11 protein-coding genes and 2 pseudogenes are annotated in these 14,433 nt (G+C 62.4%); 7 read left to right on the top strand and 6 right to left on the bottom strand.

From position 1 onward, the window contains the following. Both SSARUM2_RS10330 and SSARUM2_RS10325 read right to left on the bottom strand, forming a co-directional pair. Positions 1 to 210 (bottom strand): annotated as a pseudogene (locus SSARUM2_RS10330) (M10 family metallopeptidase C-terminal domain-containing protein); the annotation flags it as partial. A gap of 47 nt (positions 211 to 257) precedes the next feature. Continuing rightward, positions 258 to 1,601, bottom strand: a complete 1,344-nt coding sequence (locus SSARUM2_RS10325; RefSeq protein WP_060452891.1) for a 2-hydroxycarboxylate transporter family protein — start codon at positions 1,599 to 1,601, stop codon at positions 258 to 260. 432 nt (positions 1,602 to 2,033) lie between these two features. On the opposite strand from SSARUM2_RS10325, the gene pckA reads away from it, so the two are divergent. After that, complete coding sequence (pckA, locus tag SSARUM2_RS10320; RefSeq protein WP_060452890.1) at positions 2,034 to 3,653, top strand: phosphoenolpyruvate carboxykinase (ATP); 1,620 nt, start codon at positions 2,034 to 2,036, stop codon at positions 3,651 to 3,653. 46 nt (positions 3,654 to 3,699) lie between these two features. Here pckA and SSARUM2_RS10315 read toward each other — a convergent pair. Next, positions 3,700 to 3,984, bottom strand: a pseudogene (locus SSARUM2_RS10315) (TetR/AcrR family transcriptional regulator C-terminal domain-containing protein); the annotation flags it as partial. A gap of 116 nt (positions 3,985 to 4,100) precedes the next feature. Between SSARUM2_RS10315 and SSARUM2_RS10310 the strand changes: the two are divergent. The 3 genes from SSARUM2_RS10310 (at position 4,101) to SSARUM2_RS10300 (ending at position 8,272) form a co-directional block, all read left to right on the top strand. Next, the gene (locus SSARUM2_RS10310) at positions 4,101 to 5,405 is read left to right on the top strand and encodes an MFS transporter (protein ID WP_060452889.1); all 1,305 of its coding nucleotides are present in this window, start codon (positions 4,101 to 4,103) and stop codon (positions 5,403 to 5,405) included. 168 nt (positions 5,406 to 5,573) lie between these two features. Continuing rightward, positions 5,574 to 6,833 carry an MFS transporter gene (locus SSARUM2_RS10305; RefSeq protein ID WP_060452888.1) on the top strand — a complete coding sequence of 420 codons (1,260 nt, stop codon included), beginning with the start codon at positions 5,574 to 5,576 and terminating at the stop codon, positions 6,831 to 6,833. Then, positions 6,830 to 8,272: a glycoside hydrolase family 32 protein gene (locus tag SSARUM2_RS10300; protein WP_060452887.1), complete on the top strand. Its 1,443-nt coding sequence runs from the start codon at positions 6,830 to 6,832 to the stop codon at positions 8,270 to 8,272. The genes SSARUM2_RS10305 and SSARUM2_RS10300 overlap by 4 nt, the downstream gene beginning before the upstream one ends. Before the next feature lie 41 nt (positions 8,273 to 8,313). Here SSARUM2_RS10300 and SSARUM2_RS10295 read toward each other — a convergent pair whose 3' ends face one another. From SSARUM2_RS10295 to SSARUM2_RS10285, 3 genes are all read right to left on the bottom strand, one after another. Then, positions 8,314 to 9,315 (bottom strand): LacI family DNA-binding transcriptional regulator, encoded by a 1,002-nt coding sequence (locus SSARUM2_RS10295; protein WP_060452886.1) that lies wholly within the window; start codon positions 9,313 to 9,315, stop codon positions 8,314 to 8,316. A gap of 69 nt (positions 9,316 to 9,384) precedes the next feature. Then, on the bottom strand, positions 9,385 to 9,945 hold the full coding sequence (locus tag SSARUM2_RS10290; protein WP_060452885.1) for a HutD family protein: 561 nt from the start codon (positions 9,943 to 9,945) through the stop codon (positions 9,385 to 9,387). Continuing rightward, complete coding sequence (locus tag SSARUM2_RS10285) at positions 9,945 to 11,315, bottom strand: formimidoylglutamate deiminase (RefSeq protein WP_060452884.1); 1,371 nt, start codon at positions 11,313 to 11,315, stop codon at positions 9,945 to 9,947. The genes SSARUM2_RS10290 and SSARUM2_RS10285 overlap by 1 nt, the downstream gene beginning before the upstream one ends. Positions 11,316 to 11,495: 180 nt before the next feature. Between SSARUM2_RS10285 and hutC the strand changes: the two genes are divergently transcribed. The 3 genes from hutC (at position 11,496) to hutG (ending at position 14,432) form a co-directional block, all read left to right on the top strand. After that, a complete protein-coding gene (gene hutC, locus SSARUM2_RS10280; RefSeq protein ID WP_060452883.1) occupies positions 11,496 to 12,251 on the top strand; it encodes a histidine utilization repressor in 756 nt (251 codons plus the stop codon). A gap of 157 nt (positions 12,252 to 12,408) precedes the next feature. Then, complete coding sequence (gene hutI, locus SSARUM2_RS10275; RefSeq protein ID WP_060452882.1) at positions 12,409 to 13,632, top strand: imidazolonepropionase; 1,224 nt, start codon at positions 12,409 to 12,411, stop codon at positions 13,630 to 13,632. Further along, complete coding sequence (gene hutG, locus SSARUM2_RS10270) at positions 13,629 to 14,432, top strand: N-formylglutamate deformylase (RefSeq protein WP_060452881.1); 804 nt, start codon at positions 13,629 to 13,631, stop codon at positions 14,430 to 14,432. Before hutI ends, hutG begins: the two co-directional genes overlap by 4 nt. Position 14,433: the final 1 nt, after the last annotated feature.

Raw genomic sequence — 14,433 nt, 5'->3', positions numbered from 1 at the left:
GGTGGCGGTGAGGAAGTCGCGATCGGTATTGGAATTGAAACCGTAGATCGTATCGCCAATGCGGGTGTGCATGTTGGCGCCGTAGAAATGCGGGATCGCCGTGATGTCGTTGAGCAATGGCCCGGATGAGTACGCGCCTTTAAAGTCCTGCCCGATGTTGCTTTCGCTGAAATAGCTCATCACGCTGTGGGTGCGGCTGTCCTCGAAATAAAAAACCGGGGCAATCCAACCCCGGCTATCCATAAGAAATTCTGGACTCAGACTAACCAACCGAGCAGCAGCGTCGCGCCAATGACCGTGGAAGCGCCGCCGATGCGCGTGGCGATTTGGGCGAACGGCATTAGCCCCATGCGGTTCGATGCCGACAGGATCGCCACGTCACCGGTGCCGCCCAGGCCGCTGTGACAACAGGTGACGATCGCCGCTTCCACCGGGAACATCTTCAGGTAAGGCGCAATCATGAAACTGACCAGCCCCATCGACAGCACCACCGAACCGCAGACCACCACATAACCGACCGAGAACACCGCCACCACGCTTTCCAGCGGCACGTACAGCATGCCCAGACCGATCATCAGCGGCCACACCAGCGCGGTGGAGACGAACTTGTAGAAACTGTGCGCGCCGGTCTCCATCGAGGCCGGGATCACCCGGCAGTATTTGCACAGCACCGCGAACAGGATCATCAGCACCGGGCCGGGAATATGCACGATGTGTTCAAACAGGCCGCCGACGATAAAGAAGGCGCAGATCACCAGCAACCCGCCGCCCATCAGTTGGAAATCGACGTTGCCGCTTTGCTCCTTGATGGCGAACATCGCGTTCTCCTGCGCCGAGCGGATCAGCATGCCGTCGCCGCTCAGCGCCTTGCGCTGCATGCCGATGCGCGCCAGCACCCCGGCGGTCACGATGGCGAAGATGTTGCCCAGCACCGCCGCCGGCGCCAGCTGCGCGACGTAGACGTCCGGCGTCGCTCCCAGGATCGCCGAATAGGCCAGCGACAGCGGTAAAATCCCCTCGCCGATGCCGCCGCCGATGATCGGCACGATGATGAAGAAGAAGGTGTGATAAAAGGTAAAGCCGAACAGCTTGCCCACCAGCAGCCCGGTGATCACCGCCGTCACCGTACCAACCACCAAGGGCACAAACATGCGAATCATCCCCTGAATCAGGATCACCCGGTTCATGCCGAGAATGCTGCCGACCACCAGACTGGCGATGACGAAATAGAGCAGGTTGGCGTCTTTCATCAGCAGATGAACGGTGCCCATGACGTTAGGCTGGAAGACATTGAAATAGACCAACACCGACGGCACCATCAAACACAGAATGGCCGGCCCGCCGATATCGCGCAGCACGGGAATGCTTTTTCCCAACTGCGCCAGCGCAAAGCCCAGCGTCATTATCACCGCCAGGCCGCCGATCATATTCTTCGGCAGGAAGTTGGCGTAGGCGGAAATCGCCACGATCGCGCAAATCGTGATAAACAACGCGATCGGTACCGCACCGATATCTATTTGACGAAGTTGATTAATTAACCCTGAGGATTCGGACGATGCCGTATTTTTATCACAGGCCAGTTCTGCATTTATCTGTTTCATTATTCACCCTGCTGACAAGCGTACAGTACGGTTAGATTCACCTGGCGCAACAGTCCTGCCATAGCCAAGCAAAAACAAATGATTACGAAAAATCCTATTGTGGATTTCGCTTTTTCTAATAAGAAATAAAACAGTGGATAGCCCTGACGATATGATAAAAAATAAAAATGCAAAACTAAATTACGCCGGCGAAATTCAATATTGTGACCCTCCGCCAAGGTTGGTTTTAATTAATTATCGTCAGCATTTTGTAATTAAAGTAAGCAGGCTTAAATTCGCTGCTATGCTATAGGAGGGCGAAAAAGCCCCCTGTTTTATTAATAAAGAACCGGAAACGCATTAGCTGAATCCGGTCAGCTTGATCCGAACCTTAATCCTGCGCGCGGCACCGCACGGGAAAGAGGCATAATATGACTCATAAGGAAGTAGAATATGTCTTCACGCGCTGTTACCCCACAAACCCTCGCTCGCTACGGCATCCATCAGGCCGCCGACATCGTCTATAACCCCAGCTATGAATTGCTGTTCGCCGAAGAGACCCGCGCCGACCTGCCGCCGCTGGAACGCGGCACCCTCACCCAACTCGGCGCGGTCAACGTCGCGACCGGTGAGTTCACCGGCCGTTCGCCGAAGGACAAATACATCGTGCGCGACGACACCACGCGCGATACCGTCTGGTGGTCGGACAACGGCACCGGCAAAAATGACAACCAGCCGCTCTCCCCGGAAGTCTGGCAGCATCTGAAGACGCTGGTGGGCAACCAGCTCTCCGGCAAGCGTCTGTTCGTGGTGGACGCGTTCTGCGGCGCCAACGCCGACACGCGCCTGAAAGTGCGCTTCATCACCGAGGTGGCCTGGCAGGCGCACTTCGTGAAAAACATGTTTATTCGCCCGAGCGACGCCGAACTGGCGGACTTCGAGCCGGACTTCGTGGTGCTGAACGGCGCCAAATGCACCAACCCGGACTGGCAGCAGCAAGGGCTGCATTCGGAGAACTTCGTCGCCTTCAACCTGACGGAACGCATGCAGCTGATCGGCGGCACCTGGTACGGCGGCGAGATGAAGAAAGGCCTGTTCTCGATCATGAACTATCTGCTGCCGCTGAAGGGCATCGCCTCGATGCACTGCTCGGCCAACGTCGGCGAGCAAGGCGACGTGGCGGTGTTCTTCGGCCTGTCCGGCACCGGCAAAACCACCCTCTCCACCGATCCGAAGCGCCAGCTGATCGGCGATGACGAGCACGGCTGGGACGACGACGGCGTGTTCAACTTCGAAGGCGGCTGCTACGCCAAGACCATCAAGCTGTCGCCGCAGGCGGAGCCGGAAATCTATCAGGCGATCCGCCGCGATGCGCTGCTGGAAAACGTCACCGTGCTGGCCGACGGCAGCATCGACTTCGACGACGCCAGCAAGACCGAGAACACCCGCGTTTCCTATCCGATTTATCACATCGAGAACATCGTCAAACCGGTGTCCAAAGCCGGCCATGCGCGCAAGATCATCTTCCTGACCGCCGACGCCTTCGGCGTACTGCCGCCGGTATCGCGCCTGACGCCGGAGCAGACCCAGTACCATTTCCTGTCCGGCTTCACCGCCAAGCTGGCCGGCACCGAGCGCGGCATCACCGCGCCGACGCCAACCTTCTCCGCCTGCTTCGGCGCCGCGTTCCTGACGCTGCACCCGACGCAGTACGCCGAAGTGCTGGTGAAACGCATGGAGGCCGCCGGCGCCCAGGCTTACCTGGTCAACACCGGCTGGAACGGCAGCGGCAAACGTATTTCGATCAAGGATACGCGCGGCATTATCGACGCCATTCTGAATGGCGACATTGAGCAGGCCGAGACGTTCACGCTGCCGATCTTCGGGCTGGACGTGCCGACCGCACTGCCGGGCGTCGATCCGTCGATCCTCGATCCGCGCAAAACCTACGCCGACGAGTCGCTGTGGCAGGAGAAAGCGCAGGATTTGGCGCAGCGCTTTATCGATAACTTCGCCAAATATACCGTCACCCCGGCGGGTGAAAAATTGGTGAGCGCCGGGCCTAAACGGTAACGGCATTCCCCCGCTCAAGGGCCGATTCGTCGGCCCTTTTTTGTTTTCACTCTTCGCTCAGCAAACCCGGTATCACCAGCGCCACCGCCGCCGCGATGCGCTCGTCGATCGCGCTGCCCGGCGGCAACAGCCCCAGCGTCATCTGCCGCAGCGGTTCGGCGATGGTCATCGCCAACAGCAGGTCGCTGGTTTGCGCCCAGTCGCGCTCACGCAGCCACCCGCACTGCTGCTGGCGCTGCAGCCAGTCCACCACCGTCACCCGGCCGCGCTGAATACCGTTGCGCTGGTAGCTGTCCAGCAGCCCCTCACGCCCCGGAAGTTTGCCCCGAATGGTGGCGTATCGACGGCATGCGCTGAGCGCCTCACAGTTCCCGCTGAAATCAATTGATTGTTTTGTCGTATAAATTTAGAACTGACGAACAATAATTCAAAAGTATGGGAACGGGGATGAATCAACAGACTCTCGACGCGCGCCGCTCGCGTCAGGCGTTGCTGGCCGGCTCGGTCGGCAACTTTATCGAATGGTATGAGTTCGGGGTGTACGGGTTTCTGGCCACCGTTATCGCCGCCAATTTTTTCACGCTGCAGGGTGAAAACGAAATCACCAGCCTGATCCTCACCTACGCCGCCTTCGCGCTGGCGTTTTTCTGTCGGCCGATCGGCGCAGTGATATTCGGCCGCATCGGCGATCGCATCGGCCGTCGCCCAACGCTGATTGCGGTTCTGCTGTTGATGACGCTGGCCACCGCGCTGATCGGCGTCATGCCGACCTATGCCTCGATCGGCGTCGCCGCCCCGCTGCTACTGACGCTGCTGCGCATGTTACAGGGGCTGTTCGCCGGCGGTGAATTCGGCGGCGCCGTGTCGCTGATGACCGAGTTCGCCCCGAAGGGCAAGCGCGGGCTGTTCGGCGCCTGGCAATCGCTGACCGTCGCGCTCGGCCTGCTGGCCGGGGCCGGGCTGGTGGCGCTGTTGGCCGCGCTGCTCAGCGTGCAGCAGCTGCATGACTGGGGCTGGCGCATTCCGTTCCTGCTGGCGCTGCCGCTGGGCGCCGTGGCGCTGTGGCTGCGGCTAAAGCTCGAGGAAACGCCCACGTTCACCCAGGCGCAGCAACATGCGGAACACGCCGCCGCGCCGCCGGAAGCGAAGCTGAGCGGCGTGGTGAAAACCATTTTGATCGGCATCGGCCGCATGATGGGCTGGTCGGCCGCCGGCTATACCTTCCTGGTGGTGATGCCTTCCTATTTGCAAACCTCATTGCACGCCACCTTCCAGCAGGCGCTGGTGGCGACGGTGCTCGCCAATGTCGGCTTCGCCCTGACCATTCTGCCTGCGGGCATTGTCAGCGACAAACTGGGGCGTAAAACGGTGATGCTGACGGCGGTGGCGGCGGTGGTCCTGTTCACCTTCCCGCTGCTGCACCTGTTGCAGGATGCGCAGAGTTCACTGTGGGCCAAAGGGCTGGCGGTCATGATCGCCGGCGCCGTGGTTGGCCTGCTGGCCGGCCCCGGCCCGGCGATGCTGGCGGAGATGTTCCCGACCCGGGTGCGCTATACCGGCTTGGGGCTGGCTTACTCGCTGTCCAATGCGGTGTTTTCCGGTTCGGCCGGGCTGATTATCACCGGCCTCATCAAACAGACCGGCAATATCGACATTCCCGCCTACTACGTGGTCGCCACCTCGGTGGTCAGCCTGTTTGCGCTGATGACGCTGCGCCGCGACGATCATCTGCGCTCGCTGAACGAACGTTAATCCTCCGGGGGCGCATCGCCCCCTTGCCAACCCGTGACCTCGATCACAAGGCATAAATGTTAACGTTAACTTTTGTGATTAACATCGCACGCGTGATATCTGCCAGCTTCATCCCTTCGCGAGTTAACGTTAACAATAGAGCTAACTTCACTCACCGGGGCCCTACCCATGAACCGCGAAACTAAAAAATATTACGTGCTGCTCAGCGGCCTGCTGTTCTTCTTTTTCTTCACCTGGTCTGCCAGCTTTTCGCTGATCTCGCTATGGCTGAATCAGAAGATCGGCCTGAAAGGCGCCGAGACCGGCCTGATCTTCTCCGCTATCTCGTTGGTGGCGCTGTGCGCCCAGCCGCTGTACGGGTTTATTCAGGACAAACTTGGGCTGCGCAAGCACCTGCTGCAGTTTCTCGGCGTGATGCTGCTGCTGACCGGCCCGTTCTTTATCTACGTTTACGCCCCGCTGCTGGCGAGCAGCCTGCCGCTCGGCGCGCTGGTCGGCGGGGTATTTATCGGCGCCACCTTCTTCGCCGGCATCGGCGCGCTGGAATCTTATACCGAGCGAGTCAGCCGCATCAGCGGTTTCGAATTCGGCCGCGCCCGCATGTGGGGATCGCTCGGCTGGGCCAGCGCCACCTTTTTGGCCGGTTTTATCTTCAATATCGATCCGAACATCAATTTCTGGCTGGCCTCCGCCGCCGCCGTGGTATTCCTGTTGCTGCTCAGCCAGGTGCGCGAGCTGAAGCCGAACGCCATGGCCGGCCTGGCGTTCGGCAAACCGGAAAATCTGCGGCTGCAGGATGCGCTGGCGCTGCTGCGTATGCCGGGCTTCTGGGCGCTGGTGGTGTTTGTGCTCGGTATCAGCGTGTACAACGTTTTCGATCAGCAATTTTCGGTCTACTTCGCCTCGCAATTCGCTTCACGCGAGCAGGGCAACGAGATGTACGGCTTCCTCAACTCGCTGCAGGTCTTCCTCGAAGCCGGCGGCATGTTCCTGGCGCCGCTGCTGGTGAACCGCATCGGCGCCAAACAGGGGCTGTTGCTGGCCGGTGGCGTGATGGCGCTGCGCATGTTCGGCTCCGGCTTGGTCAGCGGCGCATTGATGATCTCCGCCATGAAACTGCTGCACGCCGTAGAGTTGCCGATCCTGCTGATCGCTATCTTCAAATACATCGCCAGCCGCTTCGACAGCCGCCTCTCCTCAACGCTTTACCTGGTGGGCTTTCAATTCATCACCCAGGTGATGGCCAGCTTCCTGTCGCCGCTGGCGGGCTACGGTTATGACCGCATCGGCTTTGCCGACACCTATCTGCTGATGGGGTGCGCGGTCGCCGCCACGACGCTTGTCTCCTGTTTCCTGCTGCGCGGCGAACGTTCCGCCAGTGCAGCCCCCTTTCAATCCGCCATTAAATCAAGCGAGTCTGTCCAATGAACACTGCCTTAGCTCAAGCCGACCATGCGGTCGAAGCCCTGCGCGCAGAGCGCCGAGACGAATACTACCCGCAGTTCCATCTCGCGCCGCCCGCCGGCTGGATCAACGATCCCAACGGCCTGATCTGTATTGACGGCGTCTATCATGCCTTCTTCCAGCATCACCCCTACAGCGAACACTGGGGGCCCATGTACTGGGGGCACGCGACCAGCCGCGATCTGATCCGCTGGCAGCACCAGCCCATCGCCCTGGCGCCCGATGCGCCCTATGACAAAGACGGTTGTTTTTCCGGCTGCGCCGTGGATGACAACGGCGTGCTGACGTTGATTTACACCGGCCACGTGTGGCTGGGCGAGCCCGGCGACGACAGCCAGGTGCGGGAAGTGCAATGTCTGGCCACCAGCGAAGACGGCATACGCTTCGTTAAACATGGGCCGGTGCTGGCCCCGCCGGACGGCATTCAGCATTTTCGCGATCCGAAAGTCTGGCGCGAGAACGGCGAATGGTGGCTGGTGGTCGGCGCCAAAGAAAACGGTCTCGGCCAGGTGCGCCTGTACCGTTCTGCAGACCTGCGCGCCTGGCGCTTCGATCGGGTGCTGGCCGGCGCGCAGGCGGCGCATCAAGGATATATGTGGGAATGCCCGGATTTCTTCCCGCTGGGGGAACAACACCTGTTGTTGTTCTCTCCGCAGGGGCTGGCGGCACAGGGCTACCGCTACCGCAATCGCTTCCAGAGCGGCTATCTGCTCGGCCACTGGCGGCCGGACAGCGACTTTAGGGTGACCCAACCCTTCTGCGAGCTGGATGCCGGCCACGATTTCTATGCGCCGCAGACCTTCACCGCCGCCGACGGCCGTCGGCTGCTGTTTGCCTGGATGGATATGTGGGAATCCCCGATGCCCAGCAAAGCGCACCGCTGGGCCGGCGCCCTCACCCTACCGCGTGAGCTGACGCTGGCCGCCGACGGCAGCGTCCTCATGAACCCGGCGCGTGAACTGGCGGCGCTGCGGCGAGAATCGCACATCTTTTTGGCACAGACGCTGACCAATCAGCATCTGCCGCTGGCGGACGACGTGCAGGAACTCACCCTGACGTTGAGACCGGCCGACAGCGACGCCGAGCGTTACGGGCTGGCCATCGGGAATGCGGCGCGCCTGTTCGTCGACAATCAGGCGCACCGACTGGTGCTGGAACGTTTTCATGACAACCCCGCCCTGTGCACCTGCCGTAGCGTGCCGCTGCCGGAAGGTGACACCCTGTCACTACGTCTCTTCATTGACCGCTCATCGCTGGAGATCTTCGTCAATCAGGGGCAGGCCTGCCTGACCAGCCGCATCTATCCGACGGCGGGCGAGCGCCACCTCAGCCTGTTCGCCGCAGGCGGCCGGGCACAGTTCGAGCCCATCACGGGATGGCGGCTGGCAAGCATCTGGGGATAATGGGTATGAGCACCGGGCGCGCAGCGACGCACCCGGTGCGCTTATAGCGAACCCCGCTCCAACAGCGGGCAAGGCACTTTCACCGTCTCACGCTGCTCCCGCTGCTCAATCACATGCAGCGCCGCAAGGCGGCCCAGCTCGTAATGCGGCAGCTGCACCGTCGTCAATGCCGGCAGGAACAGCTCGCCGGTGCCGACCATATTGTCGTAACCCAGCACCGCCACCTGTTGCGGTATCCGCCATCCTTGCGCCAGCAATACCTGATACACCAGAAAGGCTATCCGATCGTTCCCGCACACCACGACATCGCAATCGCGCCGTCCTGCAGAGAAATGCCGCTCCAGCAGCGCGACGCAGTCGCGATAGCTTTGATCGCCGCCGCTCAGATCGAGATGATACTGCCGCAGCTGTTCAACATCGCGCCCCGCTTCGCGCCAGGCGCGTTCCAGACCGCCGCGGCGCAGGCCCGCCGCCAGCGTATCCGCCGGTAAATGAATGCACAGTGGCGCGCGATAGCCTTTGGCGATCAGCGCGCGCGTGGCGTCATACTGCCCTTGCTCGTCATCAGGAATGTAGCTGGCGATCGAATGCGCCGGGCTGACGCAGTTGGCCAGCACCAGCTTTTTGTCCAGCAGTTTGGCCGGCAATGTCACCTCGCGCAGCCCCATCGTGGTGAAGATCACCCCATCCGGACGATGCGCCAGCAGCAGATCGACGGTCTGTTCGGCGTTGTCGTCGGCAAACAGGTTGACGACGAAGCTGTTCCAGCCTCGCTCGCGCGCGGTTTTCTCAATCGACAGGATCATTTCCACCGAGAACGGGGTCGTGGCGGTGTCCAGCGCCAGCACGCCGAGCGTCTGCACGCGATTTCCGTCACCGCGAATACGCCGCGCCGACAGATCCGGCACGTAGTCCAACTGGTCGATAGCCTGTTTGACGCGGCGGTAGGTTTCCGGCCGCAGCTTGCCGGGTTCATTGATGGCGCGGGACACCGTCATCAACGAGACTCCGGCAAGTTTTGCGACGTCTTTCAGCGAAGCCATGCGCCCTTCTTTATGATTAATGGGGAAAAGTGAATAATCCCATAACCGGGCGCAGGACTCTACTCTGCGTTAGCAGGCTGTGATGTTCGCCCACAGGAGAGCACCGTCGGCCGTCAGCGGCGCCACTTCACCGCCCGCCGCCGCCGTCCACCAGACGCCCTCGCGCGCCCGCAGTTCGCCGCCCCCCGGCAGCGACCAGACCCCGCTCAGCACATACAGCACGCCCGCCCGGTTGGACGGCAGGGTGACGGGCGCCGTGCTGCGCCGCACCTCGGCCGCCTGCCGGCCGCGGCGCGTCATGATGTTGAAATCCTGGCTGGCGCCGCCCAGCAGCGTCGCTTCCAGCGCCACGTCGCCGGAGAACGCGAACGGCTCCCCGACGCGCGCCAATTGATGGTCGATATGCCCGGCGCTGAACAGCCGCACGCCGTCGCCTTCCAGCAGCGTGATCGAACGATCGATGCCTGCAAAGGCGGAAAACGGCCCGTCCTGTGCGATGGTGGCGATGCTGGCGCGCCAGTCAAAATCCTGCGCGCCCGGCGGCCAGCTGACGATTTCACGGGTTTCCCCACCGCCGTTGCGCCACGGGCTGACCGGCAGCGCGGCGAAGCTAAAACGGGTCAGGCTCATTACGCCTCCTGCTGAAAGGTTTTCAGCACCTGCAGGAACTCGGCGCCGCTCTGCTGCTGTAGCGCGTGCCGCCCCTGCTCGATCACCTGCCGGCCGCCGACGAACACGTCGCGAATTTGCTCTTTACCGCCGGCGAACAGCCAGCGGTTGAGGATCGAGGCGTCCGGCGCCGCCGCCAGATACGGATCGTCGCCGTCCAGCACCAGCCAGTCGGCGCGATAGCCGCTCTGCAACCGGCCGATCGGCGCGCCGCACGCCTGCGCGCCGCCCTGCAGCGCCTGCAGGTACAGCACATCGCCCACCGCCGACTGTTCCGGCGTCGTCAGACGGTTGCGGCGCTGATCGCGCAGCCGCTGGCCGTATTCAAACCAGCGCAGCTCTTCCACCACGTTGAGCGAAACGTGGCTGTCGGAACCGATGCCCCAGCGCCCCTGCTGCTGCAGGTAAGCGTCGCCGGGGAAGATGCCGTCGCCGAGGTTGGCTTCGGTGGTCAGGCACAGGCCGGCCACCGCGCGGCTGCGCGCCAGCGCTTCCAGCTCGTCGCGATCCAGATGGGTGGCATGCACCAGGCACCAACGCTGATCGACCGGCAGATGGTCATACAGCCAGGCCACCGGGCGCTGCCCGCTCCACGTCAGGCAGTCGTTCACCTCTTTTTGCTGCTCGGCGATGTGAATATGCACCGGCAAAGTGCGATCCGACGCGGCCAAAATCTGCTGCATCTGGCCCAGCTCCACCGCACGCAGCGAGTGGAAGCACAGCCCCTGATTCTGCAACGGACGATCCACCAGCTGGCGGGCAATCACCTGCTGCTGGTGCAGATAGCTTTCGGTATCCTGGATAAAACGTTTCTGCCCCGGCTGCGCCGGCTGCGCGCCGAAACCGGCGTAGCTGTACAGCACCGGCAGCATCGTCATGCCGATGCCGGCCTGATGCGCGGCCTCGCTGAGGCGGCCGGTCATCTCACCGCGATCGGCGTAAGGCTTGCCGTCGGCGTCGTGATGCAGATAATGGAATTCGGCCACCTGGGTGTATCCGCCCTTGAGCATTTCGATATACAGTTGACGGGCGACTACCTCCACCTGCTCCGGCGTCAGGCGTTGCACCAGGCGGTACATCAGATCGCGCCAGGTCCAGAAGCTGTCCTGCGGGTTGCCCGCCACTTCCGCCAGCCCGGCCATCGCGCGCTGGAAAGCGTGGGAGTGCAGGTTCGGCATGCCCGGCACCGCGTCGCCGTGCAGCCGGGTGCAGCCTTGCGGCTCAGCGTCGGCGGTAACTTGAGTCAGATAACCTTGCGCATCGACGTCCAGCCGGACGTTATGCGCCCAGCCCTCAGGGAGCAAAGCGCGTGGGGCAAAATAAGCAGGCATGGCAGTATTCCACTGTTGGTGTAACGGCGAATGAGGCGCGGCGATGGCGCGCCTTCGGGAATTTTTGGCGGCCGCCGGCAAGTTTCTGGCGCGACGGCCACTAGTTGTATATACATATACATACGCCGACATCAACAGTAAACTGGTGTTATTATTTTTTTATTTGACGAGGTTAACGTCGTGGCTGAACAACAGACCGTGTTACAACTGGCGGCTGCAATGAGCGATGCCCCCGCCCCGATCTACCAACGGGTCAAACAGGCGATCGTGAATCAAATCCGTGCGGGGCATTGGCAACCGCACCAGCGCGTGCCCTCCGAAAGTGAACTGGTGGCGGAACTGGGCGTCAGCCGCATGACCATCAACCGCGCGCTGCGCGAGCTGACCAGCGAAGGCTTTTTGATCCGCATGCAGGGCGTCGGCACCTTCGTCGCCGAAGCCAAGGCGCATACCGCGCTGCTGGAAGTGCACAACATCGCCGATGAGATCGCCGCGCGCGGTCATCGCCACAGCAGCAAGATCCTCGAGCTGAAGGCCCGTGCGGCCAGCGAGGAAGAAGCGACGGCGCTGGGCATTCAGCCCGGCCAACGGCTGTTCTACTCCCAGATCGTGCATTACGAAAACGATGTGCCGGTGCAGGTGGAAGACCGCTGCGTCAACCCGCTGGTAGCGCCGGATTACCTGAAGCAGGATTTCGATCGCGTCACGCCTTACACCTACCTGACGCAGGCCGCGCCGCTGACCGCCGGCGAACACATCGTCGAAGCGGTGATCCCCACCCGGTGCGAGCGCGAGCTGCTGCAGCTGGAAGACCACGAACCCGGCCTGCTGATCCATCGCCGCACCTGGTCCGGCAAAACCGTGGTGACCTCGGCCCGGCTGCTGTACCCCGGCAGCCGTTATCAACTGTTCGGCCGCTTCACCAGCGAAGTCTGATCCCCGGCGGGCGCCCCCTGCGCCCGCATCTCCGCTGTCGATCACATCCTGATAACAAAATTTCGCCCGCCTCTTGTGACATCCCGATGAATGCGTTAGGTTGTTTTTAATTGTATATACAACCATGTGGGAGCTGCGGCTCCGGCGGAGGAAAGCAATGACGTCTGAGATTCACTGTGACAGCCTGTGGCACGGCGCCGATATCGTCACCATGCGCGACGGCAAGTATCACACCCTGACCGACGGCGCGATCGCCGTGCGCGACGGCAAGATCGTCTGGATTGGCGAACATGCGGCGCTGCCGTCCGGCCTGATCGCGGACGAAACGGTGAAATTCGACGGCGGCATCATCACCCCCGGTTTTGTTGACTGCCACACGCACCTGGTGTTCGGCGGCAATCGCAGCGGCGAGTTCGAACAGCGGCTGAACGGCGTGAGCTACGCCGAGATCGCCGCGCAGGGCGGCGGCATCATTTCCACGGTGAAAGCCACCCGCGCGGCCGACGAAGCGCTGCTGCTGGAGCAGGCGCTGTTCCGCCTGCGGCCGCTGCTGGCGGAAGGCGTCACCTGCGTGGAGATCAAATCCGGTTACGGCCTCAGCCCGGAAAGCGAACTGAAGATGCTGCGGGTGGCGCGCAAGTTGGGCGAGCTGTTGCCGGTCGAGGTGAAAACCACCTGTCTGGCGGCCCATGCGCTGCCGCCGGAATACGCCAACCGCGCCGACGACTACATCAATCTGGTCTGCGACACCATCATCCCGCAGGCGGCGGCAGCCGGCCTGGCGGATGCGGTTGACGCCTTCTGCGAACATCTGGCGTTCTCGCCGGCGCAGGTGGAGCGGGTCTTCGCCGCCGCCGAAGCCGCCGGTTTGCCGGTCAAGCTGCACGCCGAGCAGCTCTCCGCCCTCGGCGGCAGCACGCTGGCGGCGCGCCATCACGCGCTTTCCGCCGACCATCTCGAATACGCCACCGAACAAGATGCCCGCGCCATGGGCGACGCCGGCACCGTGGCGGTGCTGCTGCCCGGCGCCTATTACCTGCTGCGCGAAACCCAGTGCCCGCCGGTGGAGCTGTTCCGCAAGCACCAGGTGCCGATGGCGATCGCCAGCGACGCCAACCCCGGCACCTCGCCGGCGCTGTCGCTGCGCCTGATGATCAACATGGCCTGCACGCTGTTCCGCCTGACGCCGGAAGAAGCGTTGGCGGGCGTCACCACCCACGCCGCCAAAGCGCTGGGGCTGCAACACAGCCACGGCACGCTGGAAACCGGCAAGGTGGCGGACTTCGTTCACTGGCCGCTGTCGCGGCCGGCGGAACTGGCTTATTGGTTGGGCGGTCAGCTGCCCTGTACGGTGATTTTCCGAGGAGAAGTACGTCAATGACCATTCGCGATCCTTTTAGCTTCCAGACCGGCAGCCTGCCGCTGCTGATCAGCATTCCGCACGCCGGCACGCAACTGACGCCGGCGGTCGAGGCCGGGCTGACCGACGACGCCCGCCCGCTGCCCGATACCGACTGGCACATACCACAGCTGTACGACTTCGCCCGGGCGATGGGCGCCAGCGTGCTGGTCGGCAACTATTCGCGCTTCGTCATCGATCTGAACCGCCCGGCGGACGACAAGCCGCTGTACACTACCGCCACCACCGGTCTGTATCCCGACGTGCTGTTCGACGGCCGCCCAAGCTTCCTGCCGGGCAAAGCGCCGACGGACGCAGAGCGCGCCGGCTATCTGCAGCAAATTTGGCAACCTTATCATCAGCAACTGCAAGACGAACTGGCGCGCCTCAAAGCGCGGCACGGCTATGCGCTGCTGTTCGACGCGCACTCCATCGCCTCGGTGATCCCGCGGCTGTTCGAGGGCAAGCTGCCGGATCTCAATCTCGGCACCAACGGCGGCGAAAGCTGCGCCCAGGCGCTGAGCGATCGGCTGGTCGCCTGCTGCGAGCAGCAACAGCAGTTCACCCACGTGCTGAACGGCCGCTTCAAGGGCGGTTACATCACCCGCGCCTACGGCCAGCCGCAACAGCAACAGCATGCGATCCAGCTTGAGCTGGCGCAGGTGAACTACATGTCCGAACAGTATCCTTACGCGTTCGAACCGCAGCGCGCCGCCTCGCTGCAGCGCCTGCTCAAGCAGATGATTGAAGGCCTGTTGGACGGCGCCGCCAGACTGAACTGAT

It is taken from the genome of Serratia sp. K-E0102, assembly GCF_029962625.1.
Taxonomy (GTDB): Bacteria; Pseudomonadota; Gammaproteobacteria; order Enterobacterales; family Enterobacteriaceae; genus Serratia; species Serratia sarumanii.
Note: the sequence above shows the minus strand (reverse complement) of the source record. Positions and strands in the feature narration are given on the sequence as shown.

What these genes read in the sequence shown, in the direction of transcription:
- SSARUM2_RS10325 (WP_060452891.1), bottom strand. Translation starts at nt 1,601, where the DNA reads ATGAAACAGATAAATGCAGAACTGGCCTGTGATAAAAATACGGCATCG.
- pckA (WP_060452890.1), top strand. Translation starts at nt 2,034, where the DNA reads ATGTCTTCACGCGCTGTTACCCCACAAACCCTCGCTCGCTACGGCATC.
- SSARUM2_RS10310 (WP_060452889.1), top strand. Translation starts at nt 4,101, where the DNA reads ATGAATCAACAGACTCTCGACGCGCGCCGCTCGCGTCAGGCGTTGCTG.
- SSARUM2_RS10305 (WP_060452888.1), top strand. Translation starts at nt 5,574, where the DNA reads ATGAACCGCGAAACTAAAAAATATTACGTGCTGCTCAGCGGCCTGCTG.
- SSARUM2_RS10300 (WP_060452887.1), top strand. Translation starts at nt 6,830, where the DNA reads ATGAACACTGCCTTAGCTCAAGCCGACCATGCGGTCGAAGCCCTGCGC.
- SSARUM2_RS10295 (WP_060452886.1), bottom strand. Translation starts at nt 9,315, where the DNA reads ATGGCTTCGCTGAAAGACGTCGCAAAACTTGCCGGAGTCTCGTTGATG.
- SSARUM2_RS10290 (WP_060452885.1), bottom strand. Translation starts at nt 9,945, where the DNA reads ATGAGCCTGACCCGTTTTAGCTTCGCCGCGCTGCCGGTCAGCCCGTGG.
- SSARUM2_RS10285 (WP_060452884.1), bottom strand. Translation starts at nt 11,315, where the DNA reads ATGCCTGCTTATTTTGCCCCACGCGCTTTGCTCCCTGAGGGCTGGGCG.
- hutI (WP_060452882.1), top strand. Translation starts at nt 12,409, where the DNA reads ATGACGTCTGAGATTCACTGTGACAGCCTGTGGCACGGCGCCGATATC.
- hutG (WP_060452881.1), top strand. Translation starts at nt 13,629, where the DNA reads ATGACCATTCGCGATCCTTTTAGCTTCCAGACCGGCAGCCTGCCGCTG.